The 15,202-nt window shown below is 72.6% G+C and carries 18 protein-coding genes; 8 read left to right on the forward strand and 10 right to left on the reverse strand.

Annotated elements, in window-relative coordinates; genetic code table 11:
• Positions 1-3 precede the first annotated feature (3 nt).
• The 3 genes from ACGFI7_RS28650 to ACGFI7_RS28660 all read right to left on the reverse strand — a co-directional run bounded on the left by ACGFI7_RS28650 (position 4) and on the right by ACGFI7_RS28660 (position 3,359).
• The gene (locus tag ACGFI7_RS28650) at positions 4-1,101 is read right to left on the reverse strand and encodes a hypothetical protein (RefSeq protein WP_393409858.1); all 1,098 of its coding nucleotides are present in this window, start codon (positions 1,099-1,101) and stop codon (positions 4-6) included.
• A complete protein-coding gene (locus tag ACGFI7_RS28655) occupies positions 1,098-1,904 on the reverse strand; it encodes a hypothetical protein (RefSeq protein WP_393409859.1) in 807 nt (268 codons plus the stop codon). The genes ACGFI7_RS28650 and ACGFI7_RS28655 overlap by 4 nt, the downstream gene beginning before the upstream one ends.
• 111 nt (positions 1,905-2,015) lie before the next feature.
• The gene (locus tag ACGFI7_RS28660) at positions 2,016-3,359 is read right to left on the reverse strand and encodes an MFS transporter (protein ID WP_393409860.1); all 1,344 of its coding nucleotides are present in this window, start codon (positions 3,357-3,359) and stop codon (positions 2,016-2,018) included.
• A 193-nt stretch (positions 3,360-3,552) separates the two neighbouring features.
• On the opposite strand from ACGFI7_RS28660, the gene ACGFI7_RS28665 reads away from it, so the two are divergent.
• Genes ACGFI7_RS28665 through ACGFI7_RS28675 form a run of 3 tightly spaced genes read left to right on the forward strand, consistent with a single transcriptional unit; the run spans position 3,553 to position 6,884 of the window.
• Positions 3,553-4,395 (forward strand): shikimate dehydrogenase, encoded by an 843-nt coding sequence (locus ACGFI7_RS28665; protein WP_393409862.1) that lies wholly within the window; start codon positions 3,553-3,555, stop codon positions 4,393-4,395.
• A 33-nt stretch (positions 4,396-4,428) separates the two neighbouring features.
• Entirely contained in the window at positions 4,429-6,192 is a 1,764-nt protein-coding gene (locus ACGFI7_RS28670; RefSeq protein WP_393409863.1) for a bifunctional sugar phosphate isomerase/epimerase/4-hydroxyphenylpyruvate dioxygenase family protein, read from the forward strand.
• Between the two features lie 38 nt (positions 6,193-6,230).
• Positions 6,231-6,884 carry a TetR family transcriptional regulator gene (locus ACGFI7_RS28675; RefSeq protein ID WP_393409865.1) on the forward strand — a complete coding sequence of 218 codons (654 nt, stop codon included), beginning with the start codon at positions 6,231-6,233 and terminating at the stop codon, positions 6,882-6,884.
• Here ACGFI7_RS28675 and ACGFI7_RS28680 read toward each other — a convergent pair.
• The 6 genes from ACGFI7_RS28680 to ACGFI7_RS28705 form a co-directional block, all read right to left on the reverse strand.
• The gene (locus ACGFI7_RS28680) at positions 6,872-8,293 is read right to left on the reverse strand and encodes a dihydrolipoyl dehydrogenase family protein (RefSeq protein ID WP_393409866.1); all 1,422 of its coding nucleotides are present in this window, start codon (positions 8,291-8,293) and stop codon (positions 6,872-6,874) included. The two genes, ACGFI7_RS28675 and ACGFI7_RS28680, sit on opposite strands and share 13 nt — an antisense overlap.
• Before the next feature lie 63 nt (positions 8,294-8,356).
• Complete coding sequence (locus ACGFI7_RS28685; RefSeq protein ID WP_393409867.1) at positions 8,357-9,049, reverse strand: class I SAM-dependent methyltransferase; 693 nt, start codon at positions 9,047-9,049, stop codon at positions 8,357-8,359.
• Positions 9,050-9,079: 30 nt separating this feature from the next.
• The gene (locus tag ACGFI7_RS28690) at positions 9,080-9,901 is read right to left on the reverse strand and encodes an ABC transporter permease (RefSeq protein WP_393409869.1); all 822 of its coding nucleotides are present in this window, start codon (positions 9,899-9,901) and stop codon (positions 9,080-9,082) included.
• Positions 9,898-10,617 (reverse strand): ABC transporter ATP-binding protein, encoded by a 720-nt coding sequence (locus tag ACGFI7_RS28695; RefSeq protein WP_393409870.1) that lies wholly within the window; start codon positions 10,615-10,617, stop codon positions 9,898-9,900. Before ACGFI7_RS28695 ends, ACGFI7_RS28690 begins: the two co-directional genes overlap by 4 nt.
• Positions 10,618-10,644: 27 nt before the next feature.
• Positions 10,645-11,589 carry a phosphotransferase family protein gene (locus ACGFI7_RS28700; protein ID WP_393409871.1) on the reverse strand — a complete coding sequence of 315 codons (945 nt, stop codon included), beginning with the start codon at positions 11,587-11,589 and terminating at the stop codon, positions 10,645-10,647.
• The gene (locus ACGFI7_RS28705; protein ID WP_393409872.1) at positions 11,586-12,767 is read right to left on the reverse strand and encodes an acyl-CoA dehydrogenase family protein; all 1,182 of its coding nucleotides are present in this window, start codon (positions 12,765-12,767) and stop codon (positions 11,586-11,588) included. The genes ACGFI7_RS28700 and ACGFI7_RS28705 overlap by 4 nt, the downstream gene beginning before the upstream one ends.
• 46 nt (positions 12,768-12,813) lie before the next feature.
• Here ACGFI7_RS28705 and ACGFI7_RS28710 point away from each other — a divergent pair, with 46 nt between their 5' ends.
• From ACGFI7_RS28710 to ACGFI7_RS28720, 3 genes are all read left to right on the forward strand, one after another.
• On the forward strand, positions 12,814-13,152 hold the full coding sequence (locus ACGFI7_RS28710; RefSeq protein WP_393409874.1) for a DUF6285 domain-containing protein: 339 nt from the start codon (positions 12,814-12,816) through the stop codon (positions 13,150-13,152).
• Positions 13,149-13,283 carry a hypothetical protein gene (locus ACGFI7_RS28715; protein WP_393409876.1) on the forward strand — a complete coding sequence of 45 codons (135 nt, stop codon included), beginning with the start codon at positions 13,149-13,151 and terminating at the stop codon, positions 13,281-13,283. Before ACGFI7_RS28710 ends, ACGFI7_RS28715 begins: the two co-directional genes overlap by 4 nt.
• A gap of 193 nt (positions 13,284-13,476) precedes the next feature.
• Positions 13,477-14,142 carry a lytic polysaccharide monooxygenase gene (locus ACGFI7_RS28720; RefSeq protein WP_393409877.1) on the forward strand — a complete coding sequence of 222 codons (666 nt, stop codon included), beginning with the start codon at positions 13,477-13,479 and terminating at the stop codon, positions 14,140-14,142.
• A 54-nt stretch (positions 14,143-14,196) separates the two neighbouring features.
• Here ACGFI7_RS28720 and ACGFI7_RS28725 read toward each other — a convergent pair whose 3' ends face one another.
• Positions 14,197-14,463 (reverse strand): GntR family transcriptional regulator, encoded by a 267-nt coding sequence (locus ACGFI7_RS28725; RefSeq protein WP_393409879.1) that lies wholly within the window; start codon positions 14,461-14,463, stop codon positions 14,197-14,199.
• A 125-nt stretch (positions 14,464-14,588) separates the two neighbouring features.
• Between ACGFI7_RS28725 and ACGFI7_RS28730 the strand changes: the two genes are divergently transcribed.
• Positions 14,589-14,699, forward strand: coding sequence for a DUF397 domain-containing protein (locus ACGFI7_RS28730; protein WP_393410527.1), 111 nt, complete (start codon positions 14,589-14,591; stop codon positions 14,697-14,699).
• Positions 14,700-14,769: 70 nt separating this feature from the next.
• Positions 14,770-15,189: a hypothetical protein gene (locus ACGFI7_RS28735; protein ID WP_393409880.1), complete on the forward strand. Its 420-nt coding sequence runs from the start codon at positions 14,770-14,772 to the stop codon at positions 15,187-15,189.
• Positions 15,190-15,202: the final 13 nt, after the last annotated feature.

Here is a 15,202-nt window from a genome sequence, read left to right on the forward strand (position 1 = left end):
CGGTCACGCCAGGCACTCCCGCCGCAGCCGCTCGGCGCCGCGCAGCAGCCGGGCGATCTCCTCCTGGCCCGGCGCCGGCGCGCGCGAGCCATCGGCCAGCGCCAGCGCCTCCCGCACCGACGCCACCCCGCCCAGCGCGTCGCGGACGTCGCGGCCCAGCAGGTCGGAGGCGCCCTCCTGGCGGGCCTCGTCACGGCAGAAGAAGCACAGGTCGCAAGTGGACAGGCAGTCGGGGGCGTAGCGGGCCTCCGTCCGGCGCACCGCGTCGGCCAGCTCCGCGACCGGCCGGGCGGGCCGGCCGTCCTCGCCGGGCTCCAGGTCGAACGTCACGCCCTCGGGCAGCGCCGCCAGCAGCCGGTCCAGGCTCGTCACGCGGGCGAGCTGGCGGCGCAGCACCGCGAGCTGCCTGCGCACGTCGACCAGCGTCGCCACCGGGCGGTTGGCGAAGTTCTCCGGGCACACCAGCACCACGTCGTGCGCCACCCGGAGCGGGTCGTGGCCGAGATCCTCCAGCAGCGTGCGCAGCGCGAGCACGTACACGGCCGCCTGCCGCGCGGCCGCCGCCACCGCCGCCGGGTCGGCCTGCCCGTCGACCACCGCGAACGACTTGATCTCCACGATGTGGAACCGGCCGCCGAGCTGGAACGCCACCACGTCCGGCTCCAGGTAGGCGGTATGGCCGGCGATGGCCAGCGTGAACAGCGGGTGGTCGTAGACGGTGCCCGTGCCCTCGCCCCTGGCCGCGCGGTCGATCAGCGCGCGGGTGTGGGTGTGGCGCAGGTGGGCGCCGACGTTCTCCACGTCGTGGTAGGCCACCTCGTCGATCGGCAGGCCGAGCAGCTCGCGCAGCATCCGGATCAGCTCCGCGCACCCGTCGGCCTTCACCAGCGACTCGAACGCGTTCCCGCGGGTGATCGCGAACGGCGACTGGCCGAACGGGGCGGGGAACCCGAGATGGCGGGCGACGGCGTCCTTGTCGATCCCGGCGCCGTCCATGAGCGCCCGGCGGGTGCAGCCCGGGTTGGCCGCCAGCGCGGCGATCGCCCGGGCGTCGTGCGGCTTGGGCGGCGTGGTGCCGCGCAACGCGTCAAGCCGGTTCATCGGCCGCCTCTCATAGCCGTGACTGATCTTGGAACAGTGGCCAGCGTAGTGGCCCCGAACAGCCGGGCCACGTCATCGAGCTGCGCGTCGGCGCGCCCGGCCAGCTCCGCCCGGTCGTCGGCGTCGCGTCCGGCGTGCACCGCGAGCTCCCGCCGGGCCGCCTCGGCCACCCGCGCCGGGTCGGGCGGCACCTGGTCGCCGGCGCCCGGGATGTTGCGCGCGATCCTGGCTAACAGCCGGTCGCCCTCGGCGGTCCGCCCGCCGGACCCGGCGTGTTCGGCGATGCGGATGGCGCAGGTGAGGAAGTCGACCCGGGGGCTGAGCGGGCCCACCACCCGGCGCTCCACCGGCCACGTGCTGACGGCGAGGTAGCCGCGGGCGGGGGAGAGCCGGTCGGTCAGCGCCGCGCACAGGTAGTAGGGCCGTCCGAACGGCGACGAGCGGAACGAGCGCTCCTCGTCCCTGCGCAGGCTGGTGAGCTGGGAGCTGCGGATCGTGCCCGCCTGGAACGCGCCGCTCACCGCCACCACCAGCCGGGCCTGCGCCGGCGCGCCCAGCAGGGCCAGCGCCTGGTGCACCTGCTCGCGCACGGTCACCAGCCGAGACCCACGAGCCTTCTGCCCGCGCGTGTCGCCGGGCTTGTCGTCAGGGCCGCTGACCAGCGTGTCCCAGGCCCGCTCGGCCGTGCGCAGCTCGGCCCGCAGTGTCCTGGCCGCCGCGCCGTCCCTGGCCCGCACGGCCCTGCGCACACCGGCTCTGAGCTCGTCGATCCGCCGTTCGAGCTCGTCCAGCCGGTCACTCATGGCGCGAGAGTATCAGTGGTTCCAGTAATTACCAGTATTTTCCCGGGCGTGTCGCCCTGGCACACGGACGCGGCCGCGCCGGGAAAGGCGCGGCCGCGTACGAGGAATGAATCAGGAGGACGTGGTGACGCGGTCGGCGGGAGGCAGGCCGAGCTGGTCGGTGGGGACCTTGTGCGTCTCGCGTGCCGTCGCCACGGCCACCGCGCTGATCGCGCACAGGATGGCGGTGAAGATTCCCACGCCGACCCAGCCCTGCAGGCCGAGCCAGCCCTCGGGGGAGACGATGCCGGCCGCCGAGGCGACCGCGAAGCCGGCGATGGCGAAGCCGATCTGGGTGCCGATCGCCATGCCCGACAGCCGCACCTTGGTGGTGAACATCTCACCGTAGAGCGAGGGCCAGATGCCGTTCGAGGCGCTGTAGACGACGCCCAGGGTGAGGATGCCGACCAGGAAGATCATCGGGTAGCTGCCCGAGTTGATCGCCGCCAGGTAGGCGAAGATCATGATTGGGCTGCCGACGGCCCCGATGAGGAACACGGGCTTGCGGCCGATCCGGTCCGACAGCATCGCCCACAGCGGGATCGCCAGCAGCGCGGCGGCGTTGGCCACGGTGCTCACCCAGAGCATGGTGGCCCGGTCCAGGCCGACGTTCTCGGTGGCGTAGTTGAGTGACCACACGGTGAAGATGGTGCTGACCGTCGCGATGAGCGCCGCGCACACCACCCGCAGCACGCTCGCCCAGTGGTCGCGGAAGAGCAGCGACAGCGGCATCCGCGGCACCGTGCCCTCGGCCACCTCGCGCTCGAACGCCGGCGTCTCCTCCAGCCGGCGCCGGATCACCCAGCCGACCACGGCCACGACCACGCTCAGCCAGAACGGCACCCGCCAGCCCCACGACAGCAGCTGCTCCTCGGGCATGGCCGCCACCGGGATGAACACCATGGTGGCCAGGATCTGCCCGAACTGGGTGCCGTTGAGCGTGAAGCTGGTGTAGTAGCCGCGGCGGTGCTCCGGGGCGTGTTCCAAGGTCATGGAGTTGGCGCTGGCCTGCTCGCCGGCGGCCGACAGGCCCTGCAGCACGCGCAGCAGGACCAGCAGGACGGGAGCCAGCCCGCCGATCTGGTCGCGGGTCGGCAGGCAGCCGATGAGGAAGGTCGACACGCCCATGAGCACGAGCGTGAACACCATGATGCGCTTGCGTCCGAACCGGTCGCCGTAGTGGCCCAGGAAGAACGCGCCGACGGGCCGGGCGGCGTAGGCGACGCCGAAGCTGGCCAGCGACTGGAGGGTCGCCGTAGTGGGGTCGGACTCGTCGAAGAACACCTTGGAGAAGATGAGGGCGGCGGCGCTGCCGTAGATGAAGAAGTCGTAGTACTCCAGCGCGCTGCCTATCCAGGCCGCGACGGCCGCCTTGCGCGGCGTGCCCTGGCGGGCACCGGGGGGTTGGTCGGTCACGATGGCTCCCTGTGGTGCGGCGTCGTCAGTGCGGGCCCTGCCCCCCGTCCGGGCCGCTCACTTGTTACGAACTAGATAGTTAATTGCTCGCCATGGTGCTGTGACCGCCATCTCATGTCAAGAGTCTCTTCCCGGGACGGCGTCGGGGATGTTATGACTAACTCACTAGTTCGTACATAACTCGAGGGTGAGCATGACCTCCTACCTGATCGGGCTCATCGGCTCCGGCATCGGACCGTCACTCAGTCCCGCCCTGCACGAGCGGGAGGCGTCCCGCCTCGGCATCCCGTACGTCTACCGGCTGATCGAGGCGGGCGCCGCCGAGGAGGTGGGAGAGCTGGTCCGGATGGCGCGGCGGCTGGGCTTCGACGGGCTCAACATCACCCACCCGTGCAAGCGGGCGGTGCTCCCGCACCTGGACGAGCTGTCGGCGGACGCGACCACGCTGGGCGCGGTCAACACGGTGGTGTTCGACGGCGACCGGGCCGTCGGGCACAACACCGACTGGACCGGCTTCGCCGAGTCGTTCGCCCGCGACCTGCCCGGCGCGCCCACCGGCCGGGTGGTGCAGCTCGGCGCGGGCGGGGCCGGGGCGGCGGTCGGGCACGCGCTGCTCACCCTCGGCGCGGGCGAGCTGACCGTGGTGGACGCGGATCCGGCGCGGGCCCGGGCGCTGGCGGCCGAGCTGGCCGGGCGGTTCGGCGCGGGCCGGGCCCGCCCCGCCGTGCCCGGCGACCTGCCGGACCTGCTGCCGGGCGCGGACGGGCTGGTGCACGCCACCCCCACCGGCATGGCGGAGCACCCCGGCCTGCCGCTGCCCGCCGGCCTGCTCCGCCCCGGCCTGTGGGTGGCCGACATCGTCTACCGGCCGCTGGAGACCGAGCTGCTGCGCCGCGCCCGCGCACTCGGCTGCCGCACGCTCGACGGCGGCGGCATGGTCGTCTTCCAGGCGGCGCACGCCTTCCACCTGTTCACGGGCAGGAAGCCGGACGCCGAGCGGATGCTCGCCCACCTGACCGAACTCGTCACCGCCTGAACCCGCCTGAACCCCGCCTGACAGGAGGACGCCATGCGCAAGTCCATCGCGACCGTGTCGGTGAGCGGCACGCTGACCGAGAAGCTGGAGGCGATCGCCGCGGCCGGCTTCGACGGGGTGGAGGTGTTCGAGAACGACCTGATCGCCTGCCCGCTGCCGCCCGAGGAGATCCGGCTCAGGGCCGCCGACCTGGGCCTGGGCATCGACCTGTACCAGCCGCTGCGCGACTTCGAAGCGGTGCCCGACGACGTGCTCCGGGTCAACCTGCGCCGCGCCGAGTACACCTTCGACGTGATGAACCGGCTCGGCGCGGACACGCTGCTCGTCTGCTCGAACGTCTCCCCGGACGCCCTGCCCGACGACGCGCTCGCCGCCGAGCAGCTCCACCGGCTCGCCGACCGGGCGGCCGGGCACGGCATCCGGATCGCCTACGAGGCGCTCGCCTGGGGGCGGCACGTCAGCGAGTATCTGCACGCCTGGCGGATCGTGCGCACGGCCGACCACCCGTCGCTCGGCGTCTGCCTGGACAGCTTCCACATCCTCTCGCGCGGCTCCGACCCCATCGGCATCGAGGCGATCCCGGGGGAGAAGGTGTTCTTCCTGCAGCTCGCCGACGCGCCCCGGATGGCCATGGACGTCCTGCCGTGGAGCCGCCACTACCGCTGCTTCCCCGGCCAGGGCGGCTTCGACGTGACGGGCCTGGTCCGGCACGTGCTGGCCACCGGGTACGCGGGGCCGCTGTCGCTGGAGGTGTTCAACGACGTCTTCCGCCAGTCCGACGCCCGCAGGACCGCGCTGGACGCGATGCGGTCGCTGATCGCGCTGGAGGAGGCGCTGCGGCCGTCGGGCGCCCCGCCGGTCGTGCCGTCCGGGTTCGCGTTCGCCGAACTGGCCACCGGCGGCTCCGCCGAGCTCCCCGCCCTCCTGTCGGCCCTCGGTTTCGCTCGTACGGGCACACACCGGACGAAACCGGTCGAGCTCTGGGAGCAGGGCGGCGCCCGCGTCCTTCTCAACGCCGGCCAGGACGAACCCGCGGACGAGGAGCCCGGGCTGGTGGCGATCGGGCTGGAGACGCCGGACCCGGCCGCGTCCGTGAAACGGGCCGAGACGCTGCTGGCCCCCGTGCTGCCCCGCGAGCGCGCCCCCCGCGACGCGCCGCTGGACGCCATCGCCGCCCCCGACGGGACCGCCCTGTTCTTCTGCCGCACCGGGCGCGCCGACCACCCCGACTGGACGGCCGACTTCCCGCGCGTGTCCCCCGTACCGGAGGGAGAGGTGACCGCGATCGACCACGTCGCGCTCACCCAGCCGTGGCAGCACTTCGACGAGGCGTCGCTGTTCTACCGCAGCGTGCTCGGGCTGCGTCCGCAGGAGAGCCTGGAGGTCGCCGACCCGTACGGCCTGCTGCGCAGCCGCGCCATGGCGGGCGGCGGCACCCGGCTGGTCGTCAACATCGCCAGGGTGGGCGCCGGCCGGGCGCCCGGCCAGCACGTCGCGCTCGCCGTCCGCGACCTGCGGGCGCTGGCCCGGCGGCTGCGCGCCGAGCATCCCGGCCTGCTGCTGCCCATCCCGGCCAACTACCACGACAACCTGGAGGCCAGGTACGCGACCGACCCGGAGATCAGGGAGCTGGGGCTGCTGTACGACAGGGACGAGCGGGGCGAGTTCCTGCACCTGTACACGGTGACGGCGGGCCGGGTCTTCTTCGAACTGGTCCAGCGGATCGGCGGCTACGACGGGTACGGCGCGGCGAACGCGGCCGTCCGGCTGGCGGTGCAGCACGTGGAGCGGTCATAGGATGAGGCGAAATCGTCCCCGCCGTCCCGTGGAGTCTCATGACCTCGCAGCCAGCCACCGGTGAGCGCCGGCGCGACGCCGACCGCACCAGGGCGGAGATCCTCGAGGTCGCCCAGCGGGAGTTCGCCAGGCGCGGCTACGCGGGGGCGCGGGTCGACGAGATCGCCGAGCTGATGCGCACCACCAAGCGCATGATCTACTACTACTACGGCAGCAAGGAGAAGCTCTACATCGCCGTCCTGGAGCACGCCTACTCGGTGGTCCGCGCCGCCGAGCGCGACCTCGACGTGGAGCACCTGGCGCCGGTGGAGGCGATCCGCACGCTGGCGGAGTTGACGTTCGACCACCACGACGCGCACCGCGACTTCATCAAGCTGGTCGCGATCGAGAACATCCACGAGGCCGAGCACATCCGCAAGTCGGAGGTCCTGGCCAACCTCGGCACACCCGTGCTCGGCGTCATCGAGCGCATCCTGGAGGCGGGCAAGGCGAGCGGCGACTTCGCCACCGAGGCCGACGCCGTCGACGTGCACATGATGATCAGCGCGTTCTGCTTCTTCCGGGTGGCCAACCAGCACACGTTCGGCGCGCTGTTCGGCCGCGACATGACCGCGCCGGAGCACCGCGCCCGGCTGCGCCGCATGGTGGGCGAGATGACGGTCGCCTACCTGCGCGGCGATCAGAGGCCGTAGGCCTCCAGCAGGCGCAGCCACACCTCGCTCACCGTCGGGAACGACGGCACGGCGTGCCAGAGCCGCTCCAGCGGCACCTCGCCGATGACCGCGACGGTCGCGGAGTGCAGCAGCTCGGCCGTGCCCGGCCCGGCGAAGGTGACGCCCAGCAGCACCTTGCGGTCCTCGTCCACCACCGCCTTGGCCCGGCCGCGGTAGCCGTCGCCGAGCAGGTAGGCCCCGGACACGTTCGCCAGGTCGTACTCCACCGTCCGCACCCGGAACCCGGCCTCGCGGGCCGCGGCCTCGGTGCGGCCGACCGAGCAGATCTGCGGGTCGGTGAACACCACCTGCGGCGGCCCGGACCCGTCGGCGCCCGCGCGCATGCCCGGCAGGTCGTCCGGCCGGCCCGCGGCCCTGGCCGCGATCACGTCGCCGCACGCCCGGCCCTGGTACTTGCCCATGTGGGTGAGCAGGTTGCGCCCGTTGACGTCGCCCACCGCGTACAGCCAGCCGCCGGTCACGCCGGTGGCGCGCAGGCTGTCGTCCACCTCGACCGGCCGGTCCTCCGGCAGTCCGACGGTCTCCAGCCCCAGCCCCTTCGTGGCGGGCTTGCGGCCGGCGGCGACCAGCACCTCGTCGGCCTCGACCGGTGGGCCCTGCGACAGGTGCACGGTCACCTTGCCGCCCGGCTCGGGCCGTTCCACCCGCTCCGCCCCGGTACGCAGCCGCACGTCGATGCCCGCGGCCGCGAACGAGTCGGCCAGCAGCTCGCCCGCGAACGGCTCCATGCGCTCCAGCAGCCCGCCGCCGCGCACCAGCAGCGTCGTCTGCCGCGCGCCCAGCCCGTGCATGGCCTGCGCCATCTCGCAGCCGACCACGCCGCCGCCGATCACCGCCAGCCGGCCGGGCACCGACTTGACGGCGGTGACCTCGTGGCTGGTCCACGGCTCCGCCTCTCGCAGCCCCGGCACCGGCGGCACCGAGGCGACGCTGCCGGTCGCCAGCACCACCGCGTGGCGGGCGGTCAGCACCCGCTCGCCGCCGTCCGGCGTGTCGACGACCACCCGGCGCGGGCCGTCCAGCCGCCCGCGCCCGCGCACGAACGCGGCGGGCACGCCCTCGACCCAGCGCACCTGACCGGCGTCGTCGTAGCCGCTGACCGCCTCGTCGCGGCGGGCCAGCACCGCCCGCGTGTCGATCGGCCCCGCCTCCAGGCCCGGCACCCGCGCCACCTCGGCGGCCAGCTCGACCGGGCGCAGCAGCGCCTTGCTCGGGATGCACGCCCAGTAGGAGCACTCGCCGCCGGCCAGCCGCTCCTCCACGACCGCGGCGGACAGGCCGCCGCGCACCGCCCGGTCGGCGACGTTCTCACCGGCCGGACCGGCTCCGATCACGATGACGTCGAACTCGTCGAACTCGTCGGACACGTCGGCCTCCCGTTTGGCGTACCCCCTGGGTGCAGTCTGCCAGTCGATCAGCCGCCACTCCAGTCAGGCCCCGGCCGCAGGCACGGCCTTCACCCAGCCCCGGTCGTCGGTGAGGAACCGGTCCAGCCGCAGCCCCGCCGCCTCCAGCGCGGCCGCCAGCTGCTCGTCCGACAGGCGCCGGGAGGTGAACGACTGCGTCCACTCGCGCTCCCCGCACACGCACCGCATGGTGGCGTTGACCACGCCGGGGGCGACCTGTTCCAGCGCCGACATCTCGACCCGGATGTCGCCCTCGGTGCGGCCCCGGCCGACCTCCCAGGCGTCGTGCCGCTCCGGCGGGGTCCACTGGACCAGCACCGACCCGTCGCCGGCGACGTGCCGGGCGCACGCCTCCAGCAGGCCCTGCCGTCCCGCCTCGTCGGCGGTGTGCACGAGGTTCGAGGCCAGCAGCACGCCGTCGAAGCGCCGGCCCAGCCGCAGGTCCTGGATGCGGCAGCGCACGGTCTCCGCGCCGCGCACCTCGGCCAGCATCTCGGCCGACTCGTCGACCGCGACGACTTCGTAGCCGCGCTCGATCAGGGCGTGGGTCACCCGGCCCACGCCCGCGCCCAGGTCGAGCACCGAGCCGCCGGCCGGCACCTGCCCGGCCACGACGTCCGGCTCCTCGCCCGGTTTGATCATCTTGTAGACCTCGACGGACGAGCCGTCGGGCGTGATGGCGCCGGACCCGGTTCCGCTGTTCGGGATGATCTTCATGATCCTGAGACTAACCCGGCGAGCGCGCCGTCAGTCGCCGAACCGGGACAGTTTCCCGTGCCGCCGGGCGTACCGCAGAGCCCACCCGAACAACGCCAGCGTCGCCGCCAGGTAGACCACGTTCAGCCCGGCCGCCCACGCCAGCCGGTCCCACGGCACCGCGCCGCCCGCCAGGACGGCCCGCATCCCCTCGAAGACGTGGGACGCCGGCGTGAACCAGGCCAGCGCCTGGAGAGGCTCCGGCAGCACCGAGACCGGGTAGAAGATCCCCGCCAGCGGCTGCACCACGAACACCAGCGACCAGGCGATCACCTGCGCGTTCTCGCCGAACCTGAGCACCGCCGAGATGGCGACCAGGCCCAGCGACCAGCCGAACATGAGCAGCACCCCCATGAACGGCGCCAGCCCCACGCCCAGGCTCGTCACCCCGAACCCGTACAGGGCGTACGCCAGCCCCGCCATGACCGCCACCGCGAACGCCACCTTGCCCAGCGAGAACAGCACCAGCCCGGTCAGGTACTCGGCGCTGGACAGCGGGCTCACCTGCACGTTCAGCAGGTTCCTGGACCAGATGTCCTCCAGGAAGGCGATGGAGATCTCGTTGCTGGCCTTCTGCAGCACCTGCCACAGCAGCACGGCCCCGATCAGAAACGTGACCACGAACGGAACCCGCTGCGTCTGCAGGAACAGGGTCACGAAACCCCACAGCACCAGCTCCACCACCGGCCAGAACAGGATCTCGAACATCCTGATCGGGCTGCGCCGCAGCGCCGCGAAGTCGCGCCGGACCACGCCGAGGACCCGCCGCCGCCGGGCGGCCGCCCCCAGCGGGGGCAACGTCATGGTCGTCATCCGCGCGCCACCTTCAGGAAGACCTCTTCCAAGTCCTCGGCCCCGTAGCGGCCGGCCAGCTCCGCCGCCGTGCCCGTGGCCACGATCCGCCCGGCCGCCATGAAATGGATGCGGTCGCACATCCGCTCCACCTCACGCATGTTGTGCGAGGTGATCAGCATCGCGCTGCCGCGCTCCCGCGACACCCGCGTCAGCAGGCCGCGGATGCGGTCGCCCGCGTCCGGGTCGAGGTTGGCCGTCGGCTCGTCGAGCACCAGCAGGCGGGGCGCGTTCAGCAGCGCCTTGGCCAGCTGCACCCGGGTGCGCTGGCCCGACGACAGATCCATCATCCGCCGTCCGCGCAGCGGCCCCAGCTCCAGCAGCTCGATCATCTCCGCCACCCGCGCCCCCGGCCGCCGCACCGCGTACAGGTGGGCGAACGCGTCGAGCACCTCGCGCACCAGCAGCGGCCCCGGCAGGTCGACGTAACTGGCGGCGAAGTTGACCTGGCTGAGCACCTCGGTGCGGTGCCGGGCCAGGTCGAGCCCGAACACCCGCACCTCGCCCGCGTCGGGGGTGATCAGGCCGAGCAGCATGTGGAGGGTCGTCGACTTGCCCGCGCCGTTGAGCCCGAGCAGGCCCACGACCTCACCGTCGCCTACCCCGAAGCTGAGCTCGTCGACCGCGGTGACCGGGCCGAACCGCTTGACAAGCCTGATCGCCTCGATGATGGCCACCGCCACAGCCTGCGGCCCGGGCGCCGCTCATCGCAACGGGTTTTCCTCCAGCATGGCCAGCAGGTCCCACTCGTTCTCGCACACCCGCCGCCCGATCGCCGCCAGCTCCACCGACCGCGACTCGCCCGACAGGTGCCGCCGCGCCTGCACGGCGCAGATGACGCCCCACTTGAGCACGCCGAACGTCTCCCACCAGCGCAGCGCCTCCCGGTCCACCGGGTGTCCCGACGCCTTCTCGTACGCGGTCACCAGGTCGTCGTACCGCCCGAAACCGCCCACCGGGAGCGGCGACCCGAACCGCCACGCCTTCACGCACAGCCAGCCGAGATCCTCCAGCGGGTCGCCGGCATGCGCCAGCTCCCAGTCGAGCACCGCGCGGACGCCCTCGGGGCCGATGATCAGGTTGCCGTTGCGGAAGTCGCCGTGCACCACGGTCCGCCGGACGCTCCGGGGCCGCGCGGCGGCCAGCCTGCGCAGCGCCAGCTCGAACACCGGATGCGGCTCCTCGACGGCGTCCAGCGCCGCCCGGTACTGATCCAGCGGGTCATCGTCGCCCTGCGGCTGGGGCAGCGCCGACAGCGGCATCCGGTGGATCGCCGCCAGCGCCTCACCGCACTGCCCGGCCAGCCGCGGCAGGGCCGCCTTGTAGGCGTCGTCCCGCAGGATCCGCCGCGGGATCGTCTCACCCTCGATCCGCTCCATGAGCACGTACGCGTCACCCTCGGCCAGCACGCCGGGCGCCGGCACCCCGGCCTCCCGCGCGGCCCGCATCAGCCGCGCCTCCGCCGCCAGGCCGGTCCCGAGCGCGCCCTCCGACCCCGACCGCAGGATCAGCGGATGCCGCACCCCGCCGGGGGTGACGACGTCCAGCGCCCACGTCTCCCGCGACGCCCCGCCGGGCAGCCGCACCCGGCCCTCGACCACGGCCCCGTCGCCGAAGGCCGCCCGCACCACCGTCTCGACGTCGCTCACCGGAGGCCGAACTCCCAGTTGCCGCCGGCCGCGTACGCGCCGAGGATCCGCCGCCCCACCGAGTCGATGTGCACCTCGTCCGGGCCGTCGTAGATCCGCCCGGCCCGCGCGTGCCGGTACATCCGGTCCAGCGGCGTGTCCGGCGTCAGCCCCGCCGCGCCGTACACCTGGATCGCCCGGTCGACCACGTTGTGCAGCATCCGCGCCCCGACGACCTTGATCGCGCCGATCTCCACCCGCGCGTCGCCCCCGGCGTCGACCGCCTCCGCCGCCTGCAGCGTGAGCAACCGCGCCGCCTGGATCTCCGCGTACGAGTCGAACACGTGCTGCCGCATGAGCTGCTTCTTCGCCAGCGGCTCGCCGAACGCGGTCCGCTCGTGCAGCCGGCGGCACATCAGGTCGAACGCCCGCTGCGCCTGCCCCAGCCACCGCATGCAGTGGAAGATCCGCCCAGGCCCGAGCCGCTTCTGCGCGATCACGAACCCGTGCCCGCGCGGCCCGAGCAGGTTGCCCGCCGGCACCCGCACGTCCTCGTACCGCACCTCGCAGTGCGACCCGTGCAGCCCCAGCACCGGCGTGTCGCGCACGATCCGATAGCCCGGCGTGTCGGTCGGCACCAGGATCATCGAGAACGCCAGGTGCGGGGGAGCGTCGTCCTCGGTCCGGCACATCACGGTCGTGTACGCCGCCTGAGACGCGCCCGTGGTGAACCACTTGTGCCCGTTGATCACCCACTCGTCGCCGTCGAGCACCGCCCGGGTCGCGAGCTGCGTCGGGTCGCTGCTCGACACCGCCGGCTCGGTCATCGCGAAACTCGGCGAGATCTCGGCCCGCACCAGCGGCGCCAGATAGCGCTCCCGCTGCTCGCCGGTCGCGTGCTCGTACAGCATGAGAGAGTCCTGCAGCGTGTACGTGCCGAGCGCGAGCTGCCCGTACTCGCTGCGTCCCTGCACCTCGTTGACGTACACGTAGTCGAGGAACGGCAGCCCGCCGCCGCCGAGCTCCTTGGGATGGCCGAGCGCCCAGAGCCCCTCCTTCTTCGCCTCCTCCTGCAGCTCGCGGAGCGCCTCCCGGCCACCCTCCTCGATGGCGCGCTCCGCGGGCTCCACCCGCTCGGTCATGAACGCATACACGGCATCCCGCAACGGGCGGACCCTGTCAGGCACGGCGAAACTCATGCAAGGATCTCAACGGAAAACCGGTGTCCGGTCAACGGAGAACTGCATGCCCGCACCGCACGACGCCCCGACGTCCGCCCAGCTGATCGCCGCCGTCCGCGAGTTCCTCGAATCCGACGTGCTGCCGGCCGCCGAGGGCCGGGTCCGCTTCCACACCAGGGTCGCGATCAACGTGCTCGCCATGGTCGAGCGGGAGATCGAGCTCGGCCCGTCCCAGGCACTCGACCACGAGACGCGCCTGGCCGCCCTCGGCGTCGCCGACGACGCCGAGCTCGCCGCGGCCATCCGCGACGGCCGCCTCGACGACAACCCCATGCTGACGCCGTTCCTCCGCGACGCCGTACGAGCCAAGCTCGCGGTCGCCAACCCCGGCTACGCCTCGTGATCCGTACGGCCCTGGCCACCTGCGCGCTGGCGATCTCGGCGACGAGCTGCCTCCCGATGTTCGTCCCCAGCGCTCCCGCCCCACAGGGCCACACCGGCGTCACCGTGCGGGACGGCGAGCTGACCTGCTGATCGGGGCCACGAAACTTTCAGCCGGACCACGACCGCTTCGGAAAGCCCTTTCCCCAGGCCATCCCGTCAGGTCTCCCTCACTCCCGTCCGTTGACACCGGATCGTCATTGGCGTGAACTTTCGCGGTCAGATACCGTCACCCGCACGGAGCGCTCCCACCCCCGGCCCCCTACCGGAACACGGAGACCGCACAATGTCCCACGCCGGACCACGCCGCCGGGCGCGGCGCATCCTCGCCCTGCTCCTCGCCACGGTGACCCTCCTCGTCGTCCCCATGACCGGCACCGCCTCCGCGCACGGCTCGATCGTCGACCCCGCCACCCGCAACTACGGCTGCTGGCTGCGCTGGGGCAGCGACTTCCAGAACCCCGCCATGCAGCAGATCGACCCCATGTGCTGGCAGGCCTGGCAGGACAACACCAACGCGATGTGGAACTGGAACGGCCTCTACCGCGACAACGTCGGCGGCAACCACCAGGCCGCCGTCCCCGACGGCCAGCTCTGCAGCGCCGGCCGCACCCAGGACGGCCGCTACCGGTCCATGGACACCCCCGGCGCCTGGACCACCACCGCCCTCGGCAGCTCCTTCAACCTGCGGCTGCACGACCAGGCCCGCCACGGCGCCGACTACATCAGGGTCTACATCACCCGCCAGGGCTACGACGCCACCACCACCCCGCTCGGCTGGAACCACCTGGAGCTCGTCCGCGAGACACCCCGCTACGCACCCGCCGAGAACTACTTGATCACCAGCCTGACCAAGGGTTCACGCACCGGCCGCCACGTGATCTACACGATCTGGAAGGCGTCCCACATGGACCAGACGTACTACTTCTGCAGCGACGTCACCTTCAGCTGACACCTTCGCCTCACGGGGGCGGTCACGCAAAGCCGCGTGGCCGCCCCATCGGCATCAGTCCGATGGGACCTGTTGCGCCACGAACGTGCCGCGACCATGAACGACGACGAGCAGGCCCCGTTCGGCGAGGTCTTTGACCGCGCGGCGCACTGTCACGCGGGACACCCCGTACTGGTCGGCCATCTCCAGCTCGGTCGGCATCTTGGCGCCGGCTGACGGTACGCCTGAGGCGATCCCCGCTTCGATATCCTCCGCCACCTGCTGCCAGACCAGCTTCGCCCCGTCATGGTCGATTCGGTCGCTTCTGTCCTCGAGGGCCATGGTGAGACCGTATGGGATTGCTGACCTGCTAAAACTCTGGACTACGTCTGCAAAGGTATTAGAAGGTTTTATGCTGTCTCCCGCTGGACCGGCCGGTCCAGGTCTCGCAGGGAAGGATCGCCCCCATCCCGGGGGCGGAGGACGCCTACGCGGTGCGTGACTCGAAGAACCCGGATGCCGGGACGCTCCGGTTCACCGGTAGCCGAGCTTCGCACCGCCGGTCTGTCCATCCTTGAGGCGTCACCCGCGAAGACGGCGGTCCCTGCCTGATCACAGCCGCCGCGACCCTACCGGGAGCGCCACACGATGCACTGGCACGCCTATCAGTGGACCGGCCCGGGGGCGGAACGTGCCGACGAGGCCGACCGCCGCCCCACCTCGCCCGGCTTCTCCACCTCCCCGCTGCCGCCGATGCGCACCGGCGACTGGCTGCTCAAGCCCAGGTCACGGATCGCCGTCACCTTCGCGGAAGTGGCCCCGGCGGTCGCGTGGCTGGCGGGCGAGTACGGCAAGACGCGCACGGCGCTGCTGCCGCCGGAGCGGATCCCGGTCGAGGAGCGGCTGGAGACCGCTCGTGACCTGCTGCTCCGGGGGGTGGACGTGCAGTGGGGAGAGTGGTTGCAGGGTGGCCGGTTCGTCACCCTCGGCGTGATCTGCTGCTCGAACCGGCACGTCCCCCATCCGTGCCCCGCCCGGGGCTCGTCTCCGGCTCTGCCAGAATCTTGACCGGAGGATCTCG

It is taken from the genome of Nonomuraea sp. NPDC048826 (genome assembly GCF_043198225.1).
GTDB lineage: Bacteria > Actinomycetota > Actinomycetes > Streptosporangiales > Streptosporangiaceae > Nonomuraea.